Source organism: Pseudomonas petroselini, assembly GCF_045037875.1.
GTDB lineage: Bacteria > Pseudomonadota > Gammaproteobacteria > Pseudomonadales > Pseudomonadaceae > Aquipseudomonas > Aquipseudomonas petroselini.
On sequence record NZ_CP173614.1, the window covers coordinates 453,829 to 475,345 of the forward strand.

22 protein-coding genes and 1 pseudogene are annotated in these 21,517 nt (G+C 61.2%); 11 read left to right on the forward strand and 12 right to left on the reverse strand.

The annotated features are described in order from the left end of the window. Nucleotides 1–74: 74 nt before the first annotated feature. Together ACI512_RS02235 and dadA are read right to left on the reverse strand one after the other, a co-directional pair. Entirely contained in the window at nucleotides 75–428 is a 354-nt protein-coding gene (locus ACI512_RS02235) for a RidA family protein (protein ID WP_046034864.1), read from the reverse strand. After that, the gene (gene dadA, locus ACI512_RS02240) at nucleotides 400–1,701 is read right to left on the reverse strand and encodes a D-amino acid dehydrogenase (protein ID WP_231808558.1); all 1,302 of its coding nucleotides are present in this window, start codon (nucleotides 1,699–1,701) and stop codon (nucleotides 400–402) included. Before dadA ends, ACI512_RS02235 begins: the two co-directional genes overlap by 29 nt. A gap of 156 nt (nucleotides 1,702–1,857) precedes the next feature. Between dadA and ACI512_RS02245 the strand changes: the two genes are divergently transcribed. Next, nucleotides 1,858–2,346, forward strand: a complete 489-nt coding sequence (locus ACI512_RS02245) for an Lrp/AsnC ligand binding domain-containing protein (protein WP_003176896.1) — start codon at nucleotides 1,858–1,860, stop codon at nucleotides 2,344–2,346. A 14-nt stretch (nucleotides 2,347–2,360) separates the two neighbouring features. Here the strand turns inward: ACI512_RS02245 and ACI512_RS02250 are convergent, their stop codons facing one another. After that, nucleotides 2,361–2,714, reverse strand: a complete 354-nt coding sequence (locus tag ACI512_RS02250; protein WP_015886520.1) for a YkgJ family cysteine cluster protein — start codon at nucleotides 2,712–2,714, stop codon at nucleotides 2,361–2,363. A 115-nt stretch (nucleotides 2,715–2,829) separates the two neighbouring features. Here ACI512_RS02250 and ACI512_RS02255 point away from each other — a divergent pair, with 115 nt between their 5' ends. After that, nucleotides 2,830–4,122 carry an FAD-binding oxidoreductase gene (locus tag ACI512_RS02255; RefSeq protein ID WP_236379606.1) on the forward strand — a complete coding sequence of 431 codons (1,293 nt, stop codon included), beginning with the start codon at nucleotides 2,830–2,832 and terminating at the stop codon, nucleotides 4,120–4,122. Between the two features lies 1 nt (nucleotide 4,123). On the opposite strand, the gene ACI512_RS02260 is transcribed toward ACI512_RS02255, so the two are convergent. Then, nucleotides 4,124–4,348 (reverse strand): DUF1127 domain-containing protein, encoded by a 225-nt coding sequence (locus ACI512_RS02260; protein ID WP_043206058.1) that lies wholly within the window; start codon nucleotides 4,346–4,348, stop codon nucleotides 4,124–4,126. A 166-nt stretch (nucleotides 4,349–4,514) separates the two neighbouring features. Between ACI512_RS02260 and ACI512_RS02265 the strand changes: the two genes are divergently transcribed. Next, nucleotides 4,515–5,939, forward strand: a complete 1,425-nt coding sequence (locus ACI512_RS02265; protein WP_236379607.1) for a PLP-dependent aminotransferase family protein — start codon at nucleotides 4,515–4,517, stop codon at nucleotides 5,937–5,939. Between the two features lie 62 nt (nucleotides 5,940–6,001). Continuing rightward, complete coding sequence (locus tag ACI512_RS02270) at nucleotides 6,002–7,567, forward strand: phospholipase D family protein (RefSeq protein ID WP_231808561.1); 1,566 nt, start codon at nucleotides 6,002–6,004, stop codon at nucleotides 7,565–7,567. 35 nt (nucleotides 7,568–7,602) lie between these two features. Here ACI512_RS02270 and ACI512_RS02275 read toward each other — a convergent pair whose 3' ends face one another. Beyond that, the gene (locus tag ACI512_RS02275; protein WP_015886525.1) at nucleotides 7,603–8,745 is read right to left on the reverse strand and encodes an MFS transporter; all 1,143 of its coding nucleotides are present in this window, start codon (nucleotides 8,743–8,745) and stop codon (nucleotides 7,603–7,605) included. Nucleotides 8,746–8,925: 180 nt separating this feature from the next. Then, nucleotides 8,926–10,419, reverse strand: coding sequence for an aldehyde dehydrogenase (locus ACI512_RS02280; protein WP_236379608.1), 1,494 nt, complete (start codon nucleotides 10,417–10,419; stop codon nucleotides 8,926–8,928). 230 nt (nucleotides 10,420–10,649) lie between these two features. Here ACI512_RS02280 and ACI512_RS02285 point away from each other — a divergent pair, with 230 nt between their 5' ends. Next, nucleotides 10,650–11,012, forward strand: a complete 363-nt coding sequence (locus tag ACI512_RS02285; protein WP_064053251.1) for a cupin domain-containing protein — start codon at nucleotides 10,650–10,652, stop codon at nucleotides 11,010–11,012. A gap of 71 nt (nucleotides 11,013–11,083) precedes the next feature. On the opposite strand, the gene rpmG is transcribed toward ACI512_RS02285, so the two are convergent. Then, nucleotides 11,084–11,239, reverse strand: a complete 156-nt coding sequence (rpmG, locus tag ACI512_RS02290) for a 50S ribosomal protein L33 (RefSeq protein WP_003176906.1) — start codon at nucleotides 11,237–11,239, stop codon at nucleotides 11,084–11,086. 11 nt (nucleotides 11,240–11,250) lie between these two features. Continuing rightward, a complete protein-coding gene (rpmB, locus tag ACI512_RS02295) occupies nucleotides 11,251–11,484 on the reverse strand; it encodes a 50S ribosomal protein L28 (protein ID WP_003176907.1) in 234 nt (77 codons plus the stop codon). Between the two features lie 458 nt (nucleotides 11,485–11,942). Between rpmB and ACI512_RS02300 the strand changes: the two genes are divergently transcribed. Continuing rightward, nucleotides 11,943–13,535, forward strand: a complete 1,593-nt coding sequence (locus ACI512_RS02300; protein ID WP_236379609.1) for an ABC transporter substrate-binding protein — start codon at nucleotides 11,943–11,945, stop codon at nucleotides 13,533–13,535. Nucleotides 13,536–13,591: 56 nt separating this feature from the next. On the opposite strand, the gene radC is transcribed toward ACI512_RS02300, so the two are convergent. Continuing rightward, nucleotides 13,592–14,266 (reverse strand): DNA repair protein RadC, encoded by a 675-nt coding sequence (gene radC, locus ACI512_RS02305; protein ID WP_015886529.1) that lies wholly within the window; start codon nucleotides 14,264–14,266, stop codon nucleotides 13,592–13,594. 152 nt (nucleotides 14,267–14,418) lie between these two features. Between radC and coaBC the strand changes: the two genes are divergently transcribed. The 4 genes and pseudogenes from coaBC (at nucleotide 14,419) to argB (ending at nucleotide 18,675) form a co-directional block, all read left to right on the forward strand. Then, the gene (coaBC, locus tag ACI512_RS02310) at nucleotides 14,419–15,627 is read left to right on the forward strand and encodes a bifunctional phosphopantothenoylcysteine decarboxylase/phosphopantothenate--cysteine ligase CoaBC (protein ID WP_236379610.1); all 1,209 of its coding nucleotides are present in this window, start codon (nucleotides 14,419–14,421) and stop codon (nucleotides 15,625–15,627) included. Nucleotides 15,628–15,632: 5 nt separating this feature from the next. Beyond that, on the forward strand, nucleotides 15,633–16,088 hold the full coding sequence (gene dut / locus ACI512_RS02315) for a dUTP diphosphatase (RefSeq protein WP_010207501.1): 456 nt from the start codon (nucleotides 15,633–15,635) through the stop codon (nucleotides 16,086–16,088). A gap of 240 nt (nucleotides 16,089–16,328) precedes the next feature. Beyond that, a pseudogene (locus ACI512_RS02320) lies at nucleotides 16,329–17,750 on the forward strand (phosphomannomutase/phosphoglucomutase); the annotation flags it as partial. 19 nt (nucleotides 17,751–17,769) lie between these two features. After that, a complete protein-coding gene (gene argB, locus ACI512_RS02325; protein WP_015886532.1) occupies nucleotides 17,770–18,675 on the forward strand; it encodes an acetylglutamate kinase in 906 nt (301 codons plus the stop codon). 140 nt (nucleotides 18,676–18,815) lie between these two features. Here argB and pyrE read toward each other — a convergent pair whose 3' ends face one another. Continuing rightward, nucleotides 18,816–19,460 carry an orotate phosphoribosyltransferase gene (gene pyrE, locus ACI512_RS02330; RefSeq protein WP_003195489.1) on the reverse strand — a complete coding sequence of 215 codons (645 nt, stop codon included), beginning with the start codon at nucleotides 19,458–19,460 and terminating at the stop codon, nucleotides 18,816–18,818. Nucleotides 19,461–19,542: 82 nt separating this feature from the next. Here pyrE and ACI512_RS02335 point away from each other — a divergent pair, with 82 nt between their 5' ends. Then, nucleotides 19,543–20,322 (forward strand): exodeoxyribonuclease III, encoded by a 780-nt coding sequence (locus ACI512_RS02335; protein WP_003195493.1) that lies wholly within the window; start codon nucleotides 19,543–19,545, stop codon nucleotides 20,320–20,322. 58 nt (nucleotides 20,323–20,380) lie between these two features. Here ACI512_RS02335 and ACI512_RS02340 read toward each other — a convergent pair whose 3' ends face one another. Beyond that, complete coding sequence (locus ACI512_RS02340) at nucleotides 20,381–20,749, reverse strand: DUF4870 domain-containing protein (RefSeq protein ID WP_064053247.1); 369 nt, start codon at nucleotides 20,747–20,749, stop codon at nucleotides 20,381–20,383. 22 nt (nucleotides 20,750–20,771) lie between these two features. Continuing rightward, nucleotides 20,772–21,494, reverse strand: coding sequence for a ribonuclease PH (rph, locus tag ACI512_RS02345; protein WP_010207511.1), 723 nt, complete (start codon nucleotides 21,492–21,494; stop codon nucleotides 20,772–20,774). Nucleotides 21,495–21,517: the final 23 nt, after the last annotated feature.

Consider the following 21,517-nt stretch of genomic DNA (forward strand, 5'->3'; position numbering starts at 1 on the left):
ACGCTTCTAGGCAGCAAAGTGAAGAAAAAACCGGCACCCACCGACGGCTTCGGCACCGGAAGAAGGATCGTTGTTTAAGGCAAAGCCGCCACGACAGACAGCTCTACCAGGATTTCCGGTTCGCACAGCTTGGCTTCCACCGTGGCGCGGGCCGGGGCGACGCCTTTGGGCAGCCACTTGTCCCATACCGCGTTCATGCCGGCGAAATCGGCGTCGATGTCTTTCAGGTAGATCGTCACCGACAGCAATTTGGATTTGTCGGTACCGGCCAGGTCCAGCAAACGCTCGATATTGACCAGGGTTTCACGGGTCTGCTGCTCAATCCCGGCACTCATGTCGTCGCCGACTTGGCCTGCCAGATACACGGTACCGCTGTGGACAACGATCTGGCTCATGCGCTCATTGGTGAGCTGGCGCTGGATTGACATGTTTTGCGGACTCCTGGTGGTTGCCATAACGGGAAATATCGAGGCCTTCGGCGCTGATCTGCGGGGTTTTCTTCGCCATCAGGTCGGCCAGCAAACGACCGGAACCACACGCCATGGTCCAACCGAGGGTGCCATGGCCGGTATTCAGGAACAGGTTCTTGAATGGGGTGGCACCGACAATCGGCGTGCCGTCGGGTGTGGTCGGGCGCAGGCCGGTCCAGAAGGTGGCTGCGGACAGATCGCCGCCCTGAGGATAAAGGTCGTTGACGATCATCTCCAGGGTTTCGCGCCGACGCGGGTTAAGCGACAGGTCAAAACCGGCTATTTCAGCCATGCCACCAACACGAATGCGGTTGTCGAAGCGGGTGATCGCGACCTTGTAGGTCTCGTCGAGGATGGTCGACGTCGGCGCCATTGCCGAATGGATAATCGGCACGGTCAGCGAGTAACCCTTGAGCGGGTATACCGGTGCCTTGATTCCCAGCGGCTTGAGCAGCTTCGGCGAGTAGCTGCCGAGGGCCAGCACGTAGCGGTCGGCGGTTTCCAGCTTGCCGTCGATCCACACGCCGTTGATGCGGTCGCCCGCGTAGTCGAGGCGCTGGATGTCTTGTTCAAAGCGGAATTCAACGCCCAATTGCTTGCACATGTCGGCCAGGCGGGTGGTGAACATCTGGCAGTCACCCGTCTGATCGTTGGGCAATCGCAGGGCACCGGCGAGGATATCGGTCACGCTGGCCAGGGCCGGCTCAACGCGGGCAATGCCGGCGCGGTCGAGCAGCTCGAACGGCACACCGGATTCCTTCAACACGGCGATGTCTTTAGCGGCCCCGTCGAGCTGAGCCTGGGTGCGGAAGAGTTGGGTAGTCCCGAGGCTGCGGCCTTCGTAGGCAATGCCGGTCTCGGTGCGCAATTCGTCGAGGCAGTCACGGCTGTATTCGGACAGGCGCACCATCCGCTCCTTGTTCACCGCGTAACGGCTGGCGGTGCAGTTGCGCAGCATCTGCGCCATCCACAGGTATTGGTCGATATCGGCGGTGGCCTTGATCGCCAGCGGCGCGTGACGCTGCAGCAGCCATTTGATGGCCTTGAGCGGCACGCCCGGTGCGGCCCATGGCGAGGCGTAGCCCGGGGACACCTGGCCGGCGTTGGCGAAACTGGTTTCCATGGCAGCGGCGGGTTGACGGTCGACGACGACCACTTCAAAGCCGGCCCGCGCCAAATAGTAGGCACTGGTCACCCCGATGACGCCGCTACCCAAGACCAGAACGCGCATTTTTATATCCTCATCGCGGGCATGGCCGCTGACGTGTGTTATTCGAGCAATGATGAGCGCAGTGTAAAAAACAATTGCCAGTGCATTTCACTATATAACTGCCTATATTTGGCGACAATTCTCGGCAAAAACCCTTTTCACAGAGGCGTATCCCCTATGCGTACCAACACCCAGACCAAGCGCGAGCTGGACAAGATTGATCGCAACATCCTGCGCATCCTGCAAACCGATGGACGTATTTCGTTCACGGAGTTGGGGGAAAAGGTCGGGCTGTCGACCACGCCGTGTACCGAGCGCGTGCGTCGGCTGGAGCGTGAAGGGATCATCATGGGCTACAACGCGCGGCTCAACCCCCAGCATTTAAAGGGCAGTTTGCTGGTATTTGTCGAGATCAGCCTCGATTACAAATCCGGCGACACCTTTGAAGAGTTCCGTCGTGCGGTGCTGAAACTGCCGCACGTGCTGGAGTGCCACCTGGTGTCCGGGGACTTCGACTACCTGGTGAAGGCGCGGATTTCCGAGATGGCCTCGTACCGCAAATTGCTTGGCGATATTCTGCTCAAACTGCCTCATGTGCGGGAATCGAAGAGCTATATCGTGATGGAAGAGGTGAAGGAGAGCCTGAACCTGCCGATCCCTGATTGAATCGAGCACAACCGTTAGACGAGTACCTGCCGGGTGCTGGCCATGTATTCATGGATCTGTTTTTCCACCCGCGGGTGAATCAGCTCAACAGGCCCGCGCCCATTGGGGCACGGCAGGGTCTTTGTCGTGCCGAACAGCCTGCAGATCAGCGGGCGCTCGTCATACACGGTGCAGCCCTTAGGCCCCAGGTGCACGCAATTCAACTCGTCCATGGCCGCGTCCTGCTCGGCCGCCGTCTTACGCGGCAGGCGCGACATTTCCTCGGGCGAAGTCGTCACTGGCCCACAGCAATCGTGGCAACCGGGAACGCACTCGAACGAAGGAATCTGCCTGCGCAGCGCGCTGATTTTCTGGCTGTTGCAACTCATCGAAACACGTACCGAACGGCGAATAGACGTGGATTCTGACGCAAAACGCCCTGCGCAGACAGCTTCGTCCGACCGCTGTATCCTGCGTCAAATTTTCCAAACAGGGATGCTCCCCATGACCGCCAGCGCCCGGCACACCACTTCCTACTACTCGGCCAGCAGCGTGCCGCACCCCGATTACCCGGTACTGACCGGCGATAACACGGCGGATGTGTGCGTGGTAGGCGGTGGTTTTTCCGGGCTCAACACGGCTTTGGAGCTGGCCGAACGCGGTTTCAGCGTGGTGTTGCTGGAAGCGCGCAAAATCGGCTGGGGCGCCAGCGGGCGTAACGGCGGCCAGTTGATTCGCGGCGTGGGCCACGGCCTGGACCAGTTCGCCAAGGTGATCGGGACCGAGGGCGTGCGCGAGATGAAGCTGATGGGCCTGGAAGCCGTGGAGATCGTGCGCGAGCGCGTCGAGCGCTTTCAGATCCCTTGCGACCTGACCTGGGGTTACTGCGACCTCGCCAACAAACCTCGCGACCTGCAAGGCCTGGCCGAAGACGCCGCAGAACTGCGCAGCCTCGGCTATCGCCATGAAGTGCGCCTGCTGCAGGCCAGCGAGATGAGCAGCGTAATCGGCTCCGACCGCTACGTGGGCGGTATGATCGACATGGGCTCCGGCCACTTGCACCCGCTCAACCTGGCCCTCGGCGAAGCCGCTGCAGCGCAGCAATTAGGCGTGAAGTTGTTCGAACAGTCCGAAGTCACGCGCATCGACTACGGCCCCGAGGTCAACGTGCATACCGCTCAGGGCAATGTACGCGCCAAGACCCTGGTACTCGCCTGCAATGCCTACCTCAATGACCTCAACCCACACCTGAGCGGCAAAGTGCTGCCCGCCGGCAGCTACATCATCGCCACTGAGCCGTTGAGCGAAGCCCAGGCCGCCAACCTGCTGCCACAGAACATGGCGGTGTGCGACCAGCGCGTCACGGTGGACTACTTCCGACTGTCTGCCGACCGCCGATTGCTGTTCGGCGGCGCGTGCCACTACTCCGGTCGCGACCCCAAGGACATCGGCGCGTACATGCGTCCGAAGATGCTGCAGGTGTTCCCGCAACTGGCCGATGTAAAAATCGATTACCAATGGGGCGGCATGATCGGCATCGGCGCCAATCGCCTACCGCAGATTGGTCGACTGGCCGACCAACCCAACGTGTATTACGCCCAGGCCTACGCCGGCCATGGCCTCAACGCCACGCACCTGGCGGGCAAGCTGCTGGCCGAAGCCATCAGTGGCCAACAACAGGCGCGCTTTGATCTGTTCGCCCAGGTGCCGCACCTCACCTTCCCCGGCGGCAAGCACCTGCGCTCGCCACTGTTGGCATTGGGGATGCTCTGGCACAGGCTCAAAGAGCGGGTGTGAATCAACTGCGCCAGAACGGTTTCACTCCTTCCTGGCGCGCCTGCTCCTCGGTCAGCCCGACGTCACGCAACTGCTCGCGGGTCAGGTGCAGCAACGCCCTGCGCGTGTGACGGCGCTGCCAGAACAGGCTCCAGCGGCTGATATCCCGCGGCGCCGTTGCGCGCGCTTGCCCTGCCTCCAACTCCTGACTGTGTAACGCCAGCCGCACATCGCTCATACCGCTCATGGTGTTGCCCCTCGATTGCTTGTTGCTACGAGTGACAAGCATGAGCGCCGGGGCAAAAGCATTACAGATTCAACTTAACCTTATTAAATCCATACAGACACTGCCTGCGGACGCCTGAATCCTGTATTTTCCCCCTATCTGTACTGGTCTCTCGGGAGCGACCGCCATGACCCTCTACGTCAACCTTGCCGAACTGCTGGGTACACGTATCGAACAAGGCTTCTACCGCCCCGGCGATCGATTGCCTTCCGTACGGGCCCTGAGCGTGGAGCACGGGGTCAGCCTGAGCACCGTGCAGCAGGCTTATCGATTGCTGGAAGACAATGGCCTGGCGATGCCCAAACCCAAATCTGGCTATTTTGTGCCGGTCGGCCGAGCGCTGCCGGCACTGCCCGAAATCGGTCGACCCGCCCAGCGCCCGGTGGAAATATCGCAATGGGACCAGGTGCTGGAGCTGATTCGCGCCGTCCCCCGCAAAGACGTCATACAGATGGGCCGTGGCATGCCGGACGTATTGTCACCTACGATCAAGCCCCTGCTGCGCAGTCTGGCCCGTGTGAGCCGGCGCCAGGACTTGCCGGGGCTGTACTACGACAACATCATGGGCTGTATGGAATTGCGCGAACAAATTGCGCGACTGTCATTGGATTCCGGCTGCCAACTGACCGCCGACGATATCGTCATCACCACCGGCTGCCATGAGGCACTGTCCGCCAGCATCCATGCCATTTGCGAGCCGGGTGATATCGTCGCGGTGGATTCACCGAGCTTCCACGGCGCCATGCAGACCCTCAAAGGGCTGGGCATGAAAGCCCTGGAAATCCCCACCGACCCCATCACCGGCATCAGCCTCGAAGCCCTGGAGCTGGCACTGGAACAGTGGCCGATCAAGGTCATCCAGCTCACGCCCAACTGCAACAACCCCTTGGGCTACATCATGCCGGAAGCGCGCAAACGTGCGCTGCTGACCTTGGCCCAGCGCTTTGACGTGGCGATCATCGAAGATGACGTATACGGCGAACTGGCCTACAGCTACCCACGCCCGCGCACCATCAAGTCCTTCGACGAAGACGGCCGAGTATTGTTGTGCAGTTCGTTCTCGAAAACCCTGGCGCCCGGATTGCGCATCGGCTGGGTTGCTCCCGGCCGCTACCTGGAGCGGGTGCTGCACATGAAGTACATCAGCACCGGATCAACCGCCACGCAGCCGCAGATCGCAATAGCCGAATTTCTCAAAGGCGGCCACTTCGAGCCCCATTTGCGGCGGATGCGCACGCAATACCAACGTAATCGCGACTTGATGCTCGACTGGGTCAGCCGTTATTTCCCGGTAGGTACGCGGGCGAGTCGCCCCCAGGGCAGTTTCATGCTGTGGATCGAACTGCCGGAAGGCTTTGATACGTTGAAGCTCAACCGTGTGCTGATGGAACAAGGCGTGCAGGTGGCCGTAGGCAGCATCTTTTCCGCATCGGGCAAGTACCGCAACTGCCTGCGCATGAACTACGCTGCCAAGCCAACCGCACAGATTGAAGAAGCCGTGCGCAAGGTCGGTGCCGCCGCCAGCAAAATGCTCGCTGAGGTGGCCGACTGACCTTTCGCGGGAAATTGCCGTCATATGCCGACAACCGCCCTGATCTGGAAGCAACTCCCTTGATGATTCAACGGCTATTACCGTTTTTCCTGTTGGGAGCCCTGGCCCTGGGTGGCTGCGCCACGGTGAGCGTACCGCGCATCCCCAGCGACGCCCTGCCCGCCGCGCAATCGTCGTTCGGCCGGTCGATCCAGGCCCAGGCCGCGCCCTATCAAGGACGCTCTGGTTTTCGCCTGCTGCCCAACAGCAGCGAGGCGTTCATGGCACGTGCCGAGCTGATCCGTAACGCCCAGACCAGCCTCGACCTGCAGTACTACATCGTGCACGACGGCATCAGCACCCGCATGCTGGTGGACGAACTGCTCAAGGCCGCTGACCGCGGCGTGCGCGTGCGTATCCTGCTGGACGACACCACCAGTGATGGCCTGGACCAGATCATCGCCACCCTCGCCGCCCACCCCAAGATCGAGATTCGCCTGTTCAACCCGCTGCACCTCGGGCGCAGCACCGGCGCGACACGGGCCATGGGCCGCTTGTTCAACCTGTCGCTGCAGCATCGGCGCATGCACAACAAGCTGTGGTTGGCGGACAACAGCGTGGCCATCGTCGGCGGGCGCAACCTGGGGGATGAATATTTCGACGCCGAGCCCAACCTGAACTTCACCGACATCGACATGCTCAGCGTGGGGCCGGTGGCTGAGCAGCTCGGCCACAGTTTCGACCAGTACTGGAACAGTGCCCTGAGCAAACCCATTGATGACTTCGTGTCCATTGCGCCGACCCGAGGCGACCTGGCCGCCGCACGCGTGCGACTGGAAGCCTCGCTGGCCGAGTCGCGCCAGCAGAATCACGCGCTGTACAACCGCTTGCGCACCTACCAGACCCAACCGCGCATGGACATCTGGCGCCGCGAGCTGATCTGGGCCTGGAACCAGGCGCTCTGGGATGCGCCGAGCAAGGTGCTGTCCAAGGCCGACCCAGACCCTCGGCTGCTACTCACGACGCAACTGGCGCCGGAACTCGAAGGGGTCAACCACGAGCTGATCATGATCTCGGCCTACTTCGTGCCGGGGCAACCGGGGCTGGTGTACCTGACCGGGCGCGCCGACGCCGGCGTGTCGGTCAGCCTGCTGACCAACGCGCTCGAAGCCACCGACGTGCCGGCCGTGCACGGCGGTTACGCGCCCTACCGCAAGGCCCTGCTGGAACATGGCGTGAAGCTCTATGAGCTGCGCCGCCAACCCGGGGACGGCGGCGGCAGCGGCCCACACCTGTTTCGACGCGGTACCTTCCGTGGTTCGGACTCCAGCTTGCACAGCAAGGCGATGATTTTTGATCGGACGAAATCGTTTATCGGCTCCTTCAACTTCGACCCGCGCTCGGTGCTGTGGAACACCGAAGTGGGTGTGCTGGTCGACAGCCCGGAGCTGGCGGAACACGTGCGTAACCTGGCGCTGCAAGGCATGGCCCCGGCCTTGAGCTATGAGGCGAAATTGCAGGATGGCCAGATCGTGTGGGTCACCGAGGACAACGGCCAATTGCACACCCTGACCCGCGAGCCGGGCAGCTGGTGGCGGCGCTTCAATGCGTGGTTCGCCACCAGCGTTGGCCTCGAGCGGATGCTCTAAGAAAGACGAAGCCCCACACGCGATTGCAGGTCAGGTCAGGCTGGCTGTGCTGCGCCGAAGGCGCCTTGGCGCAGCAACAGCACCACCAGCCCCAGCGCGCCCGCCGCCATCAGCCACGGCAGCGCATGCCCGCTGACCCACTGGCTGCCGGCACCGGCAACCAACGGGCCGATCAGGCAGCCGATACCCCACAACTGCGCCACGTGGGCATTGGCGCGCACCAGCGCATCGTCACGGTAACGCTCGCCGATCAGGATCAGCGACAGGGTGAACAAACCGCCGGCACTGGCGCCGAACAGCACCCACACCGGCCAGATCAGCGGCGTGTGCATCAACGGCGCAATGGCCAGGCTCGATGCCAGCAACAGCAGCGCACAGCCCAGGAACAACGTGCGTCGCGGCAGGTAGTCGGCCAGCGCACCGATGGGCAGTTGCAGCAGCGCATCGCCGACCACCACCGTGCTGACCATGGCCAGGGCAACTTCGGCGGTGAAGCCTTGCTGCAGGCAATACACCGGCAGCAACGTGAGGATCATCGCCTCGAATGCGGCGAACAGCGCCACCGCCCAGGCAATCGCGGGCAGACTCAGGCAGAAGCGCCACAGTTGCGCGAAGGTCACGCTGAAGGACTCGGCGCTCGGTGCGCCGGAGCGCCCCAACAGCAACAGCGGCGCCACCATCAGCAGGGCTACGCCCACCCAGAAACCATAATCATGGTCGGTACCGATCAGGCCCAGCAGCAACGGGCCCGACAGTTGGCTCAAGGCATAACTGCAGCCATACAGAGCCACCAGCCGGCCGCGCCACTGCTCCACTACCAATTGGTTGATCCAGCTTTCGCCGAGGATAAATACGATGGTGAGGATCACGCCGATCATCAGCCGTAACACCAGCCAGACCGGATAGCTGGGCAGGATCGCCAACAAGCCGATGGACACCGCGCCCGCCCACAGGCACAGACGCATGAGGTTGGCCGTGCCGAGCCAGGAGGCCATGCGACTGGAGACCTTGGCGCCCAGCAGCACACCAAACGCGGGCATAGCCGCCATCACGCCAATGGCAAAGCTGCCGTAGCCCCAGCTTTCAAGGCGCAGGGACACCAGCGGCATGCTGACACCCAGCGCCAGGCCGACGCTGAGTACCGAGGCCAGGACGGCGAAATAAGTCGCCCAACGCATTGCCACGCTCCTGTGGATAATTCTTGAGAACACACAAAACAGTGTGGGAGGTGGCTTGCTGTGGTGAGGGGGCTTGTCCCCCGCCGGGTTCACTGAGAATCCGGCGGGCCCGCTTCGCAGCCCAGCGCAGGGCAAGCCTGCTCACCACAGCAAGCCCCCACCTTTGGCGAGCGGTGTGGCTTAGAGCTTGATCCAGGTCGACTTCAGCTCGGTGTACTTGTCGAACGCATGCAGCGACTTGTCGCGACCGTTACCCGATTGCTTGAAGCCACCAAACGGCGCAGTCATGTCGCCGCCGTCATATTGGTTGACCCACACGCTACCGGCGCGCAGGGCCTTGGCGGTCAGGTGCGCCTTGGAGATATCGGCTGTCCACACGGCGGCGGCCAGGCCATAGACGGTGTCGTTGGCGATCTTGACCGCTTCCTCGGCGCTGTCGAAGGTGATCACCGACAGGACGGGACCAAAGATCTCTTCCTGGGCGATCTTCATCGCGTTGGTCACGCCGTCGAAAATCGTCGGCTCGACATAAGTACCGCCGGTTTCTTCCAAGATGCGCTTGCCACCGGCGACCAACTTGGCGCCATCGGCATGCCCGGCTTCGATGTACGAGAGCACGGTGTTCATCTGCTGTGTGTCCACCAACGCGCCGACGTTAGTGGCCGGGTCCAGCGGATTGCCTGGCTTCCAGCCCTTGAGGGCCTCGATCACCAGTGGCAGGAATTTATCCTTGATGGAACGCTCCACCAGCAGGCGCGAACCGGCGGTGCAGACTTCGCCCTGGTTGAAGGCGATAGCGCCGGCGGCGGACTCGGCGGCAGCTTGCAGGTCCGGTGCATCGGCAAACACGATGTTGGGGCTCTTGCCGCCCGCTTCCAGCCATACACGCTTCATGTTCGACTCGCCGGAGCGGATCAACAGTTGCTTGGCGATCTTGGTCGAACCGGTGAACACCAGGGTGTCGACGTCCATGTGCAGCGCCAGCGCGTTGCCCACGGTGTGGCCGTAGCCCGGCAGCACGTTGAACACACCTTTTGGAATACCGGCCTCAACGGCCAGGGCTGCGATACGGATGGCGGTCAGTGGGGATTTTTCGGACGGTTTGAGGATCACCGAGTTACCGGTGGACAGCGCCGGGCCGAGTTTCCAGCAGGCCATCATCAGTGGGAAGTTCCACGGCACGATGGCGCCGACGACGCCGACCGGCTCACGGGTCACCAGGCCCAGTTGGTCGTGCGGAGTGGCGGCGACTTCGTCGTAGATTTTGTCGATGGCTTCGCCGCTCCAGCTCAGGGCATTCGCCGCGCCGGGTACGTCGATGTTCAGGGAGTCGCTGATCGGCTTGCCCATGTCCAGGGTTTCAAGCAGCGCCAGCTCTTCGGCATTGGCCTTGAGCAACGCAGCGAAACGGATCATGGTGGCTTTGCGTTTGGCCGGCGCCAGGCGCGACCACACACCGGAGTTGAACGTGGCACGCGCGTTTTCTACGGCGCGCTGGGCGTCGGCGGCGTCACAGCTGGCAACAGTGGCCAGCAGGCGACCATCGACCGGGCTGATGCACTCGAAGGTGTCACCGGAAACAGCGGCGGTGTACTCGCCATTAATGTAAGCGCGGCCTTCGATCTTCAGATCCTTGGCGCGTTGTTCCCAGTCGGCACGGGTCAGGGTGGTCATGCGAGTGTCCTCCTCTTATGGAATACAAGGGCCAGGCGATGTCCCCCGGCAGCCTCAAAGAATGCGTGCCCCGCCAGCCAGCTGTTCGGCTCAAGGCAGCTGCCACCCTAAACCAGCGGCTGGGGATGTTTCAATATATTTGACATAACGTAGGAAAACGCCCTTGCGATGTTCATTTTAATAAACATAGACTTTGGGCTCTCCAACCGCAGGCCAGACGGGACACGCACATGAGCATCCAGGACATCGTCGACTTCAGCCAAGCCAACACCGCCCCAGACCGCTACCGCCCCGCCGCCGAAAAAATCCTCAAGGGTGATCCCGAGCAAACGATCTACAACCACTACAACAGCCCGTGCGGCCAGATGAGCGCCGGGGTGTGGGAAGGTGAGGTCGGGCAATGGAAGGTCAACTACACCGAGCATGAGTACTGCGAGATTGTGCAAGGTGTGTCCGTGCTACGTGATGTCGACGGCAATGCCAAGACCTTGCGCGCGGGTGATCGCTTCGTGATCCCCGCCGGCTTCAGCGGCACCTGGGAAGTGCTGGAGCCTTGCCGCAAGATCTACGTGGTGTTCGAACAGAAAGCCTGACCGGCAAATCACAGGCAAAAAAAAGCCCGGATCGTGAGATACGGGCTTTTTTTCACAAGGAGGAAAATCAATTACTTGATTTTGCCTTCTTTGTAGATCACGTGCTTGCGAACGCGCGGGTCGAACATTTTCTTTTCGAGCTTGTCCGGGGTAGTACGCTTGTTCTTGTCGGTAGTGTAGAAGTGACCAGTACCGGCGCTAGAGATCATTCGAATCAATTCACGCATGATAGAGCTCCTTAGATCTTGCCAGCGGCACGGATTTCGGCCAGCACGACAGTGATGCCACGCTTGTCGATAATGCGCATGCCTTTAGCGGATACGCGCAGACGGACGAAACGTTTCTCTTCTTCAACCCAGAAGCGGTGATGCTGCAGGTTCGGCAGGAAACGACGACGGGTTTTGTTATTTGCGTGGGAAATGTTATTCCCAGTCACCGGACCCTTACCGGTAACTTGACAGACTCTCGACATGCCTCAGCCCTCTAAAACCACATGCCCAACCCGGCATGGGTTGGCCGCTTAATCTCTCAGTCATTTGGCGCCAGGCGCCGCGTTTCTTTAGGGTCTTACCGGCTACACCTACAAGCGAAGGAACCGGGCCCCTAGAAAAGAGCGCTGCTTTATACCAGAAAGACCCCAGTGCAACAACAGCCCGCGTGTTTTTACTGGCGTAAATCTTGGCGACAGACGCCTGAACCGCTGCCAGGAGGGGCCGCTGTCATAGCCGACCGCTCGTCGCACAGAATGATTTACAGCGCGCGCGAACACCGTGAAGTGCTCGACGAAACGCGATGAGGCGCCATCAAAACAGCATTTGGGGCAAAAGCACAGCCAAAAATGGGCTAGTCATTTACCTATCAGACCACTACGGTAGGACTTTTCCAGACTGCACTCGCAGATGGGCCTTCGATCTGCAAAGGAAACCGAACATGCGCCTCGCTGCCCTACCGCTATTGCTAGCCCCTCTATTCATCGCCCCGCTGGCCTCTGCGGCCAGCAATTTGAGCGTCTGCACCGAGGCCAGCCCCGAAGGGTTCGATGTGGTGCAATACAACTCGCTGACCACCACCAACGCCTCGGCCGATGTGCTGATGAACCGCTTGGTGGACTATGACGCGACCAGCGGCAAACTGGTGCCCAGCCTGGCAGACAGTTGGGACGTCTCGCCGGATGGCCTGACCTATACCTTCAAGCTGCACCCGGATGTGAAATTCCATCGCACTGACTACTTCACCCCAAGCCGCACCCTGACCGCCGAAGACGTGCGCTTCAGCTTCGAGCGCATGCTCGACCCGGCCAACCCATGGCACAAGATCGCCCAGAGCGGCTTCCCCCACGCGCAGTCGCTGCAACTGCCGACGCTGGTGAAGAAAATCGACGCCCTCGACCCGCTCACCGTGCGCTTTACCCTGGACCATGCCGACTCCACCTTCCTCGCCGCCCTGAGCATGGGTTTTGCCTCGATCTACCCGGCGGAATACGCCGATAAACTGCTCAAGGCCGGCACGCCGGAAAAGCTCAACAGCCAACCGATCGGCACCGGCCCGTTCATCTTCAGCCGTTTCCAGAAAGACGCGGTGGTGCGTTACAAAGCCAACCCGGACTACTTCGCCGGCAAACCGGCTGTGGATAACTTGATCTTCGCCATCACCCCGGACGCCAACGTGCGCCTGCAGAAGCTGCACCGTGATGAATGCCAGATTGCCCTGTCGCCCAAGCCGCTGGACGTGGGCGAGGCCGAAAAAGACCCGGCGCTCAAGGTCGAGAAAACCGCTGCCTTCATGACCGCCTTCGTGGCCATCAACAGCCAGCACCCGCCCCTGGACAAACCTGAAGTGCGCCAGGCGATCAACCTCGCCTTCGACAAGGGCAGCTACCTCAAAGCCGTGTTTGAAGGGACCGCCGAAGCCGCCAACGGCCCTTACCCGCCCAACACCTGGAGCTACGCCAAGGACCTGCCCGGTTACCCGCAGGACCTCGCCAAGGCCAAGGCACTGCTGGACCGCGCCGGTCTGAAGGACGGTTTCAAGACCACCCTCTGGACCCGCCCCACCGGCAGCCTGCTGAACCCGAACCCGAACCTCGGTGCCCAACTGCTGCAGGCTGACCTGGCCAAAGTCGGCATCCAGGCCGAGATCCGTGTGATCGAATGGGGCGAGCTGATCCGCCGCGCCAAAGCCGGCGAACACGACCTGCTGTTCATGGGCTGGGCCGGCGACAACGGCGACCCGGATAACTTCCTGACCCCGCAGTTCTCATGCGCGGCAGTGAAATCCGGCACCAACTTCGCCCGCTACTGCGACCCAACGCTGGACAAGCTGATCAGCGCCGGCAAGACCACCAGCGAGCAAGGGGTGCGCAGCAAGCTCTACCAGCAGGCCCAGGCGCAGATCCAGCAGCAGGCACTGTGGCTGCCGCTCGCGCACCCTACGGCGTTTGCCCTGGCCCGCAAGAATGTCGAGGGCTACCAGGTGAGCCCATTCGGGCGCCAGGATTTCTCGAAGGTCAGCGTCAAGCCCTAAGCTGCACGCTGCAAGCCCACTTGAGGCTTGCAGCTTCACCCGTTCATTTGCTGCTTCTACAGCCACCCATATTCCGCCATCGACAACGGGTCGCCGTCTCCTACGATGATGTGATCGAGGACTCGCACATCCACCACTTCCAAGGCCTTTTGCAGCAACTTGGTCAATTTTCGATCAGCTGCGCTCGGCTCAAGGCTGCCGGAAGGATGGTTATGGCAAAGGATCAGCGCCGCCGCGTTATAGGCCAGGGCGCGCTTGACCACCTGCCGGGGGTAAACCATCGCCGCGTCGATGGTGCCTTGGGACAAGGCCTCGAAACCCAGCACCCTGTGCCTTGAATCAAGGAACAGACAGCCAAAGATCTCGTGGGGCTCATGCCGCAGCATCGCCTTGAGGTAATCGCGCACAGCCTTAGGGCTCTCCAGCACCGAGTCATGTCGCAGGCGTTCGGCCATGTGCCGCTTGGCCATTTCCAGCACCGCCTGCAACTGGGCAAACTTCGCCGGCCCCAAGCCCAATTGTTGGTTGAACAGTGCCTGACTGGCCTCCAACAACGGGCGCAAGCCGCCGAATTGCGCCAACAGATGGCGCGCCAGGTCCACTGCACTCCTGCCGGAAACCCCTGTACGCAAGAAGATCGCCAGCAGCTCGGCATCCGACAGACTCGCCGCGCCCCATTCCAACAGCTTTTCTCGCGGCCGCTCCGCCGCCGGCCAATCGCGAATACTCATCCCTGCTCCCTCTCCCTATACGCCATGTGCACCGCTGTTGACTCGCGGACGCTGTGTTATCGTAGGCCCTCTTTTTTGCATGTGATTTCCCCTGGGGAGGGGGCATCGCAGGCGTCACTGAACTGGCATCACTGAACTGGAAAGGCAAACCAATGCAGCGTCTGTATCGGAAACGCATCGTTCTCGGCGTTGGCGGCGGCATTGCCGCCTACAAGAGCGCAGAGCTGGTCCGCAGGCTCCTGGACCAGGGCGCCGAAGTGCGCGTGGTCATGACGCGCGGCGGCAGTGAGTTCATTACTCCACTGACCATGCAGGCGTTGTCCGGGCACCCGGTTCACCTGGACCTGCTGGACCCCGCGGCCGAAGCCGCCATGGGCCATATCGAGCTGGCCAAATGGGCCGACCTGGTGCTGATCGCCCCGGCCACCGCCGACCTGATCGCGCGACTGGCCCAAGGCATTGCCGATGACCTGCTGACCACCCTGGTACTGGCCACCGACGCCACCGTCGCCATCGCCCCGGCCATGAACCAGGCCATGTGGCGCGACCCGGCCACCCAGGCCAACACTCAACTCCTGCAAAGCCGTGGCCTCAAGGTGTTCGGCCCGGCGTCCGGCAGCCAAGCCTGCGGCGACGTTGGCATGGGCCGGATGCTCGAAGCCACCGACCTCGCACTGTGCGCCGCCGAGTGCTTCCAACACCTGGCCCTGACCGGCAAGCACGTGCTGATTACGGCTGGCCCGACCCAGGAAAACATCGACCCGGTGCGCTACATCACCAACCATAGCTCAGGAAAAATGGGCTTCGCCTTGGCCGAAGCGGCGGTCGAGGCAGGCGCACGTGTCACCTTGATCACCGGCCCGGTGTATTTGCCGACCCCTGATCGGGTCACGCGAATCGACGTAGTCAGCGCCCGCGACATGCTGGCGGCCTGTGAGGCCGCTATTCCGTGCGACCTGTTTATCGCCTCGGCAGCGGTTGCGGACTACCGCCCGGAAGTCGTCGCCCCGCAAAAGCTCAAGAAAGATCCTACAAGCGGTGATGGCCTGCTCCTGCAAATGGTGCGCAACCCAGACATCCTGGCCACCATCGCCACGCGTCCGGACCGTCCGTTCAGTGTCGGCTTCGCCGCCGAGACTGAGCATTTGCTGGATTACGCCGCACGCAAATTGAAAGACAAAAACCTCGACCTGATCGTGGCCAATGATGTCGCCAACCCGAGCATCGGCTTCAACAGCGAGGAAAACGCCTGCAGCGTGATCGACCGCGAGCTGCACGCCACCCTTTTCGCCCAGACCAGCAAGGGCAAGATTGCCCGCCAACTGATCTCTTTTATCGCCCAACGGCTGAACCAGGTTTAATTTCCATGCACGCTTTGCAAGCCAAGATCCTCGATCCACGCATCGGCAACGAATTCCCACTGCCGGCCTACGCCACACCGGGCTCCGCCGGCCTCGACCTGCGCGCCATGCTCAAGGAAGACACCGTGCTTGAGCCGGGCCAGACCCTGCTGATTCCGACCGGCCTGTCGATCTACGTTGGCGACCCTGGCCTGGCGGCGCTGATCCTGCCGCGCTCCGGCCTGGGCCACAAACACGGCATCGTGCTGGGCAACCTGGTGGGCCTGATCGACTCGGACTACCAAGGCGAGCTGATGGTGTCGTGCTGGAACCGTGGCCAGACCGCGTTCAACATCGCCGTCGGCGAGCGAATCGCCCAGCTGGTACTGGTACCGGTGGTGCAGGCACACTTTGAACTGGTAGAAGAGTTTGATGAGACCCAGCGTGGCGCAGGCGGCTTTGGGCATTCCGGCAGTCACTGACTAAGCTGAATCTGGCCGGGCGCCGTTGCCCGGCCCGACGCCACCGCAAGGCTTTTCAGGACGAAGAATGCGCGGACTTTATCAGCGAGATTTCCCTATATAAATCAATGCATTACGTAAACAGCAGGACAAAGCCAGCACGCTGCTGGCACTTTTGCACCACGAACTCTCTGCCGAAAACACCGTCATACCCTTCAGTTTGAGCCTGCCGGTCAGCCACATTAAGGCCAGCCTTGCCCCCTTCAGATGGAGTTTCCCCCCGCGATGAGTACCGCAGCCCGAGTAGCCCCGACATTCCCCGACAGCATCTTTCGCGCCTACGACATCCGTGGCGTGGTGCCTAAGACGCTGACTGCCGAAACCGCCTACTGGATTGGCCGCGCCATCGGCTCACAGAGCTTGGCCCAGGATGAGCCCAACGTGTCGGTCGGCCGTGACGGTCGCCTGTCCGGCCCGGAGTTGGTGGAACAACTGATCCAGGGCCTGGCCGACAGCGGTTGCCATGTGAGTGATGTCGGCCTGGTGCCGACCCCAGCGCTGTACTACGCAGCCAACGTACTGGCCGGCAAGTCCGGGGTGATGCTCACCGGCAGCCATAACCCGTCGGACTACAACGGTTTCAAGATCGTCATCGCTGGCGACACCCTGGCCAACGAACAGATCCAGGCCCTGCACAACCGCCTGAAAACCAACGACCTGACCAGCGGTAAGGGCACCATCACCAAAGTCGACATCTTGCAGCGCTACTCTGACGAAATCACCCGTGACGTCAAACTTGAGCGCCGCCTGAAAGTGGTGGTGGACTGCGGCAACGGCGCGGCCGGCGTGATCGCCCCGCAGCTGCTCGAAGCCCTGAACTGCGAAGTGATCCCCTTGTTCTGCGAGGTCGACGGCAACTTCCCCAACCACCACCCGGACCCGGGCAAGCCTGAAAACCTGGTTGACCTGATCGCCAAGGTCAAGGAAACCGGGGCTGACGTCGGCCTGGCCTTTGACGGCGACGGCGACCGCGTGGGGGTGGTGACTGAAACCGGCGAAATCGTATTCCCGGACCGCCTGCTGATGCTGTTCGCCCGCGACGTGGTGGCACGTAACCCAGGCGCCGAGATCATTTTCGACGTGAAGTGCACCCGCCGCCTCACGCCGCTGATCAAGGAATACGGCGGTCGCCCGCTAATGTGGAAGACCGGTCACTCGTTGATCAAAAAGAAAATGAAAGAAACCGGCGCGCTGTTGGCCGGCGAAATGAGTGGTCACGTGTTCTTCAAGGAGCGCTGGTTCGGCTTTGACGACGGCATTTACAGTGCCGCACGCCTGCTGGAGATCCTCAGCAAGGAAAAATCCACCGCCGAAGAGCTGTTCCAGACCTTCCCGAACGATATTTCTACGCCAGAGATCAATATCCATGTGACCGAGGAGAGCAAATTCAGCATCATTGACGCACTGCACGATGCGCAATGGGGCGAAGGCGCCAACCTGACCACCATTGATGGTGTGCGAGTCGATTACGCCAAAGGCTGGGGCCTGGTTCGCGCGTCCAACACCACACCGGTGCTGGTCCTGCGTTTCGAGGCGGATACCGAGGCTGAGTTGCAGCGCATCAAGGACGTGTTCCACGCCCAGTTGAAACGTGTTGCCCCTGATCTCCAATTACCGTTCTGATTTTTTACCGGAGCCCTGAATGACCCTCGAACGCGAAGCCGCTGCCAATACCGCCAAGGTCCTTTCCGAAGCGTTGCCTTACATTCGACGCTACGTCGGCAAGACGCTGGTGATCAAGTACGGCGGCAATGCCATGGAAAGCGACGAGCTGAAAACCGGCTTTGCCCGCGACATCGTGTTGATGAAAGCCGTGGGGATCAACCCGGTAGTGGTCCACGGTGGCGGCCCGCAAATCGGCGACCTGCTCAAGCGTTTGTCGATCGAGAGTCACTTCATCGATGGCATGCGCGTCACTGACGCGCAGACCATGGACGTGGTGGAGATGGTCCTTGGCGGCCAGGTCAACAAGGACATCGTCAACCTGATCAACCGCCACGGCGGCAGCGCCATCGGCCTGACCGGCAAGGATGCGGAGCTGATCCGTGCGAAAAAACTGACCGTGACCCGTCAGACGCCGGAAATGACCCAGCCGGAAATCATCGACATCGGCCAAGTAGGCGAAGTGATCGGTATCAATACCGACCTGCTGAACCTGCTGGTCAAGGGCGACTTCATTCCCGTGATCGCACCGATCGGCGTAGGCGCCAATGGCGAGTCCTACAACATTAACGCCGACTTGGTGGCCGGCAAGGTGGCTGAAGCGCTGAAGGCTGAAAAGCTGATGCTGCTGACCAACATCGCCGGCTTGATGGACAAGGAAGGCAAGGTATTAACCGGCCTGACGACCCAACAGGTCGACGAGCTGATCGCCGACGGCACCATCTACGGTGGCATGCTGCCGAAGATCCGTTGCGCGCTGGAAGCGGTGCAAGGCGGCGTGGGCAGCTCGCTGATCCTCGACGGCCGGGTGCCGAATGCGATCCTGCTGGAAATCTTCACCGATACCGGTGTGGGCACCCTGATCAGTAACCGCAAGCGTCCTTAAACGCCAAAAACAAAAAGGCCCCGCTCAATCTGATTGAGCGGGGCCTTTTTGTTTGCAGGATTTGAACACACTGGAGATCCAAATGTGGGAGGGGGCTTGCTCCCTCCCACACTAGCCCTCACACACAAGAGGGCTCTGTGTCAGACGCCGAATTGCTCACGGTACGCACGAACAGCAGGCAAATGCTGCTTGAGCTGCGGATCATCTTCAAGGAACTGCAGCACCTGGTTCAGCGACACGATGCTCACCACCGGAATACCGAAATCACGCTCCACTTCCTGGATCGCCGACAACTCACCGTTGCCACGCTCCTGGCGGTTCAGCGCGATCAACACGCCGGCAGCCTTGGCGCCATCCTGGGAGGCGATGATCTGCATCACCTCACGGATGGCGGTGCCAGCGGTGATCACGTCGTCGATGATCAGCACGTCGCCGGTCAGCGGTGCGCCCACCAGGCTCCCGCCTTCGCCATGGGCCTTGGCCTCCTTGCGGTTGAAGCACCACGGCAGGTCCTGCCCGTGATGTTCAGCCAGGGCCACGGCTGTCGCGGCGGCCAGGGGAATGCCCTTGTAGGCTGGGCCAAACAACACATCAAAGGAAATACCGCTTTCAACGATGGCTGCCGCATAGAAACGACCCAGCTGAGCCAGGGCCGAACCGGAGTTGAACAAGCCCGCATTGAAGAAGTACGGGCTGGTGCGCCCGGACTTGAGGGTGAACTCACCGAAGCGCAAAACGCCGCGATCGATGGCAAAACGAATGAAATCGCGTTGATACGCCTGCATGAAAAAAGCCTCAGATACCACGGATTTAGCTAATTAGGTAGACGGCGTGTATCATACACGCACGCGATTTTTGGGGCCATTTATGCGGATCATCAGTGTGAACGTTAATGGTATTCAGGCTGCAGTCGAGCGTGGTTTGCTCAGTTGGCTGCAAGCCCAGAATGCCGACGTCATCTGCCTGCAGGATACCCGCGCCTCCGCCTTTGAACTGGACGACCCAGCCTTCCAACTGGATGGCTACTTCCTTTATGCCTGCGATGCCGAAGTGCCCACCCAAGGTGGCGTGGCTTTGTATTCGCGGTTGCAACCCAAGGCGGTCATCAGCGGCCTCGGCTTCGAGACAGCCGACCGCTACGGGCGCTACCTGCAAGCCGATTTCGATAAGGTCAGCATCGCGACCTTGCTGCTTCCTTCGGGGCAGAACGGCGATGAAGACTTGAACCAGAAGTTCAAGCTAATGGACGATTTCGCCCGTTACCTGGACAAACAGCGGCGCAAACGTCGCGAGTACATTTATTGTGGCTCGCTGTACGTGGCGCAACAGAAGCTGGATATCAAGAACTGGCGCGACAGTCAGCAATCTCCAGGCTTCCTGGCGCCGGAACGCGCCTGGATGGACGAGATTGTCGGCAACATGGGCTATGTCGACGCACTGCGCGAAGTCAGCCGCGAAGGCGACCAGTACAGCTGGTGGCCGGATAACGAACAGGCTGAGATGCTCAACCTGGGCTGGCGTTTCGACTACCAGTTGCTGACCCCCGGCCTGCGCCGGTTCGTTCGCAGCGCACGCCTGCCGCGCCAGCCACGCTTCTCGCAGCACGCGCCGCTGATCGTGGACTACGACTGGACATTGACCATCTGAGGTCTTTTTCCAGGCACAAAAAAACCGACATCGCTGTCGGTTTTTTTGTGCCTGTTCATTATTTGATCACGCGCCAGGTCAGCGGATAGCGATAGGCGATCCCCTTGTTGGCCTTGATGCTACCAATGATGGTCAGCACCACCGTGGCGATCGCCAGGGCGAACATCAGGAAAAAGCCAATCACCGCGAAGGCCAGCACGATGCAAGTTATCCAGGCGATGGCCACGGTGATCTGGAAGTTCAGGGCTTCCTTGCCCTGATCATCAATGAACGGGTCCACTTCTTTCTTCATCTGCCACAGGATCAGCGGCCCCACGACACTGCCGAAGGGGAACACAAACCCCAGAAACGCCGCGAGATGGCACAACATTGCCCCCTGGCGCACTTCGTAGGAAGGCGTGGGCACTGGCATCTGGTTGTCATTCATGGCGTTTCTCCTTGAGGCCGACTCAGTCAGCCAGGGCGGCGTTCTGCAGTTCGAAAATCTCGGTCATGCCTTTCTGGGCCAGGGCCAGCATGGCGTTCAGGTCGGCCGGCTGGAATGGCGCACCTTCGGCAGTGCCCTGCACTTCGATGAAACCACCGGTGCTGGTCATGACCACGTTCAGGTCGGTCTCGGCGGCCGAGTCTTCCAGGTAGTCCAGGTCCAGCACTGGCTCGCCCTGGTACATGCCTACCGATACGGCAGCGATCATCTGCTTGAGCGGGTCGCCCGCTTTCAGGCCGCCGCGCTTCTTGATCACTTTCAGTGCGTCGACCAAGGCCACCATGGCGCCGGTGATGGACGCGGTACGGGTGCCGCCGTCGGCCTGGATCACATCACAGTCGACGTAGAGGGTCACGTCGCCCAGCTTGGACATGTCCAGGGCTGCGCGCAGGGAACGGCCGATCAAACGCTGGATTTCCAGGGTGCGACCGCCTTGCTTGCCACGGCTGGCTTCACGCTGGTTACGCTCGCCGGTGGCGCGCGGCAGCATGCCGTACTCGGCGGTCAACCAACCCTGGCCCTGGCCTTTAAGGAACCGCGGCACGCCGTTTTCAACGCTGACGGTGCAGATAACCTTGGTATCGCCAAACTCGACCAGTACAGACCCCTCGGCGTGTTTGGTGTAGTTGCGGGTGATGCGGATCGAGCGGAGCTGATCGGCAGCGCGACCACTTGGACGTTTCATAGGGAGACACCTGTACTGAGGAC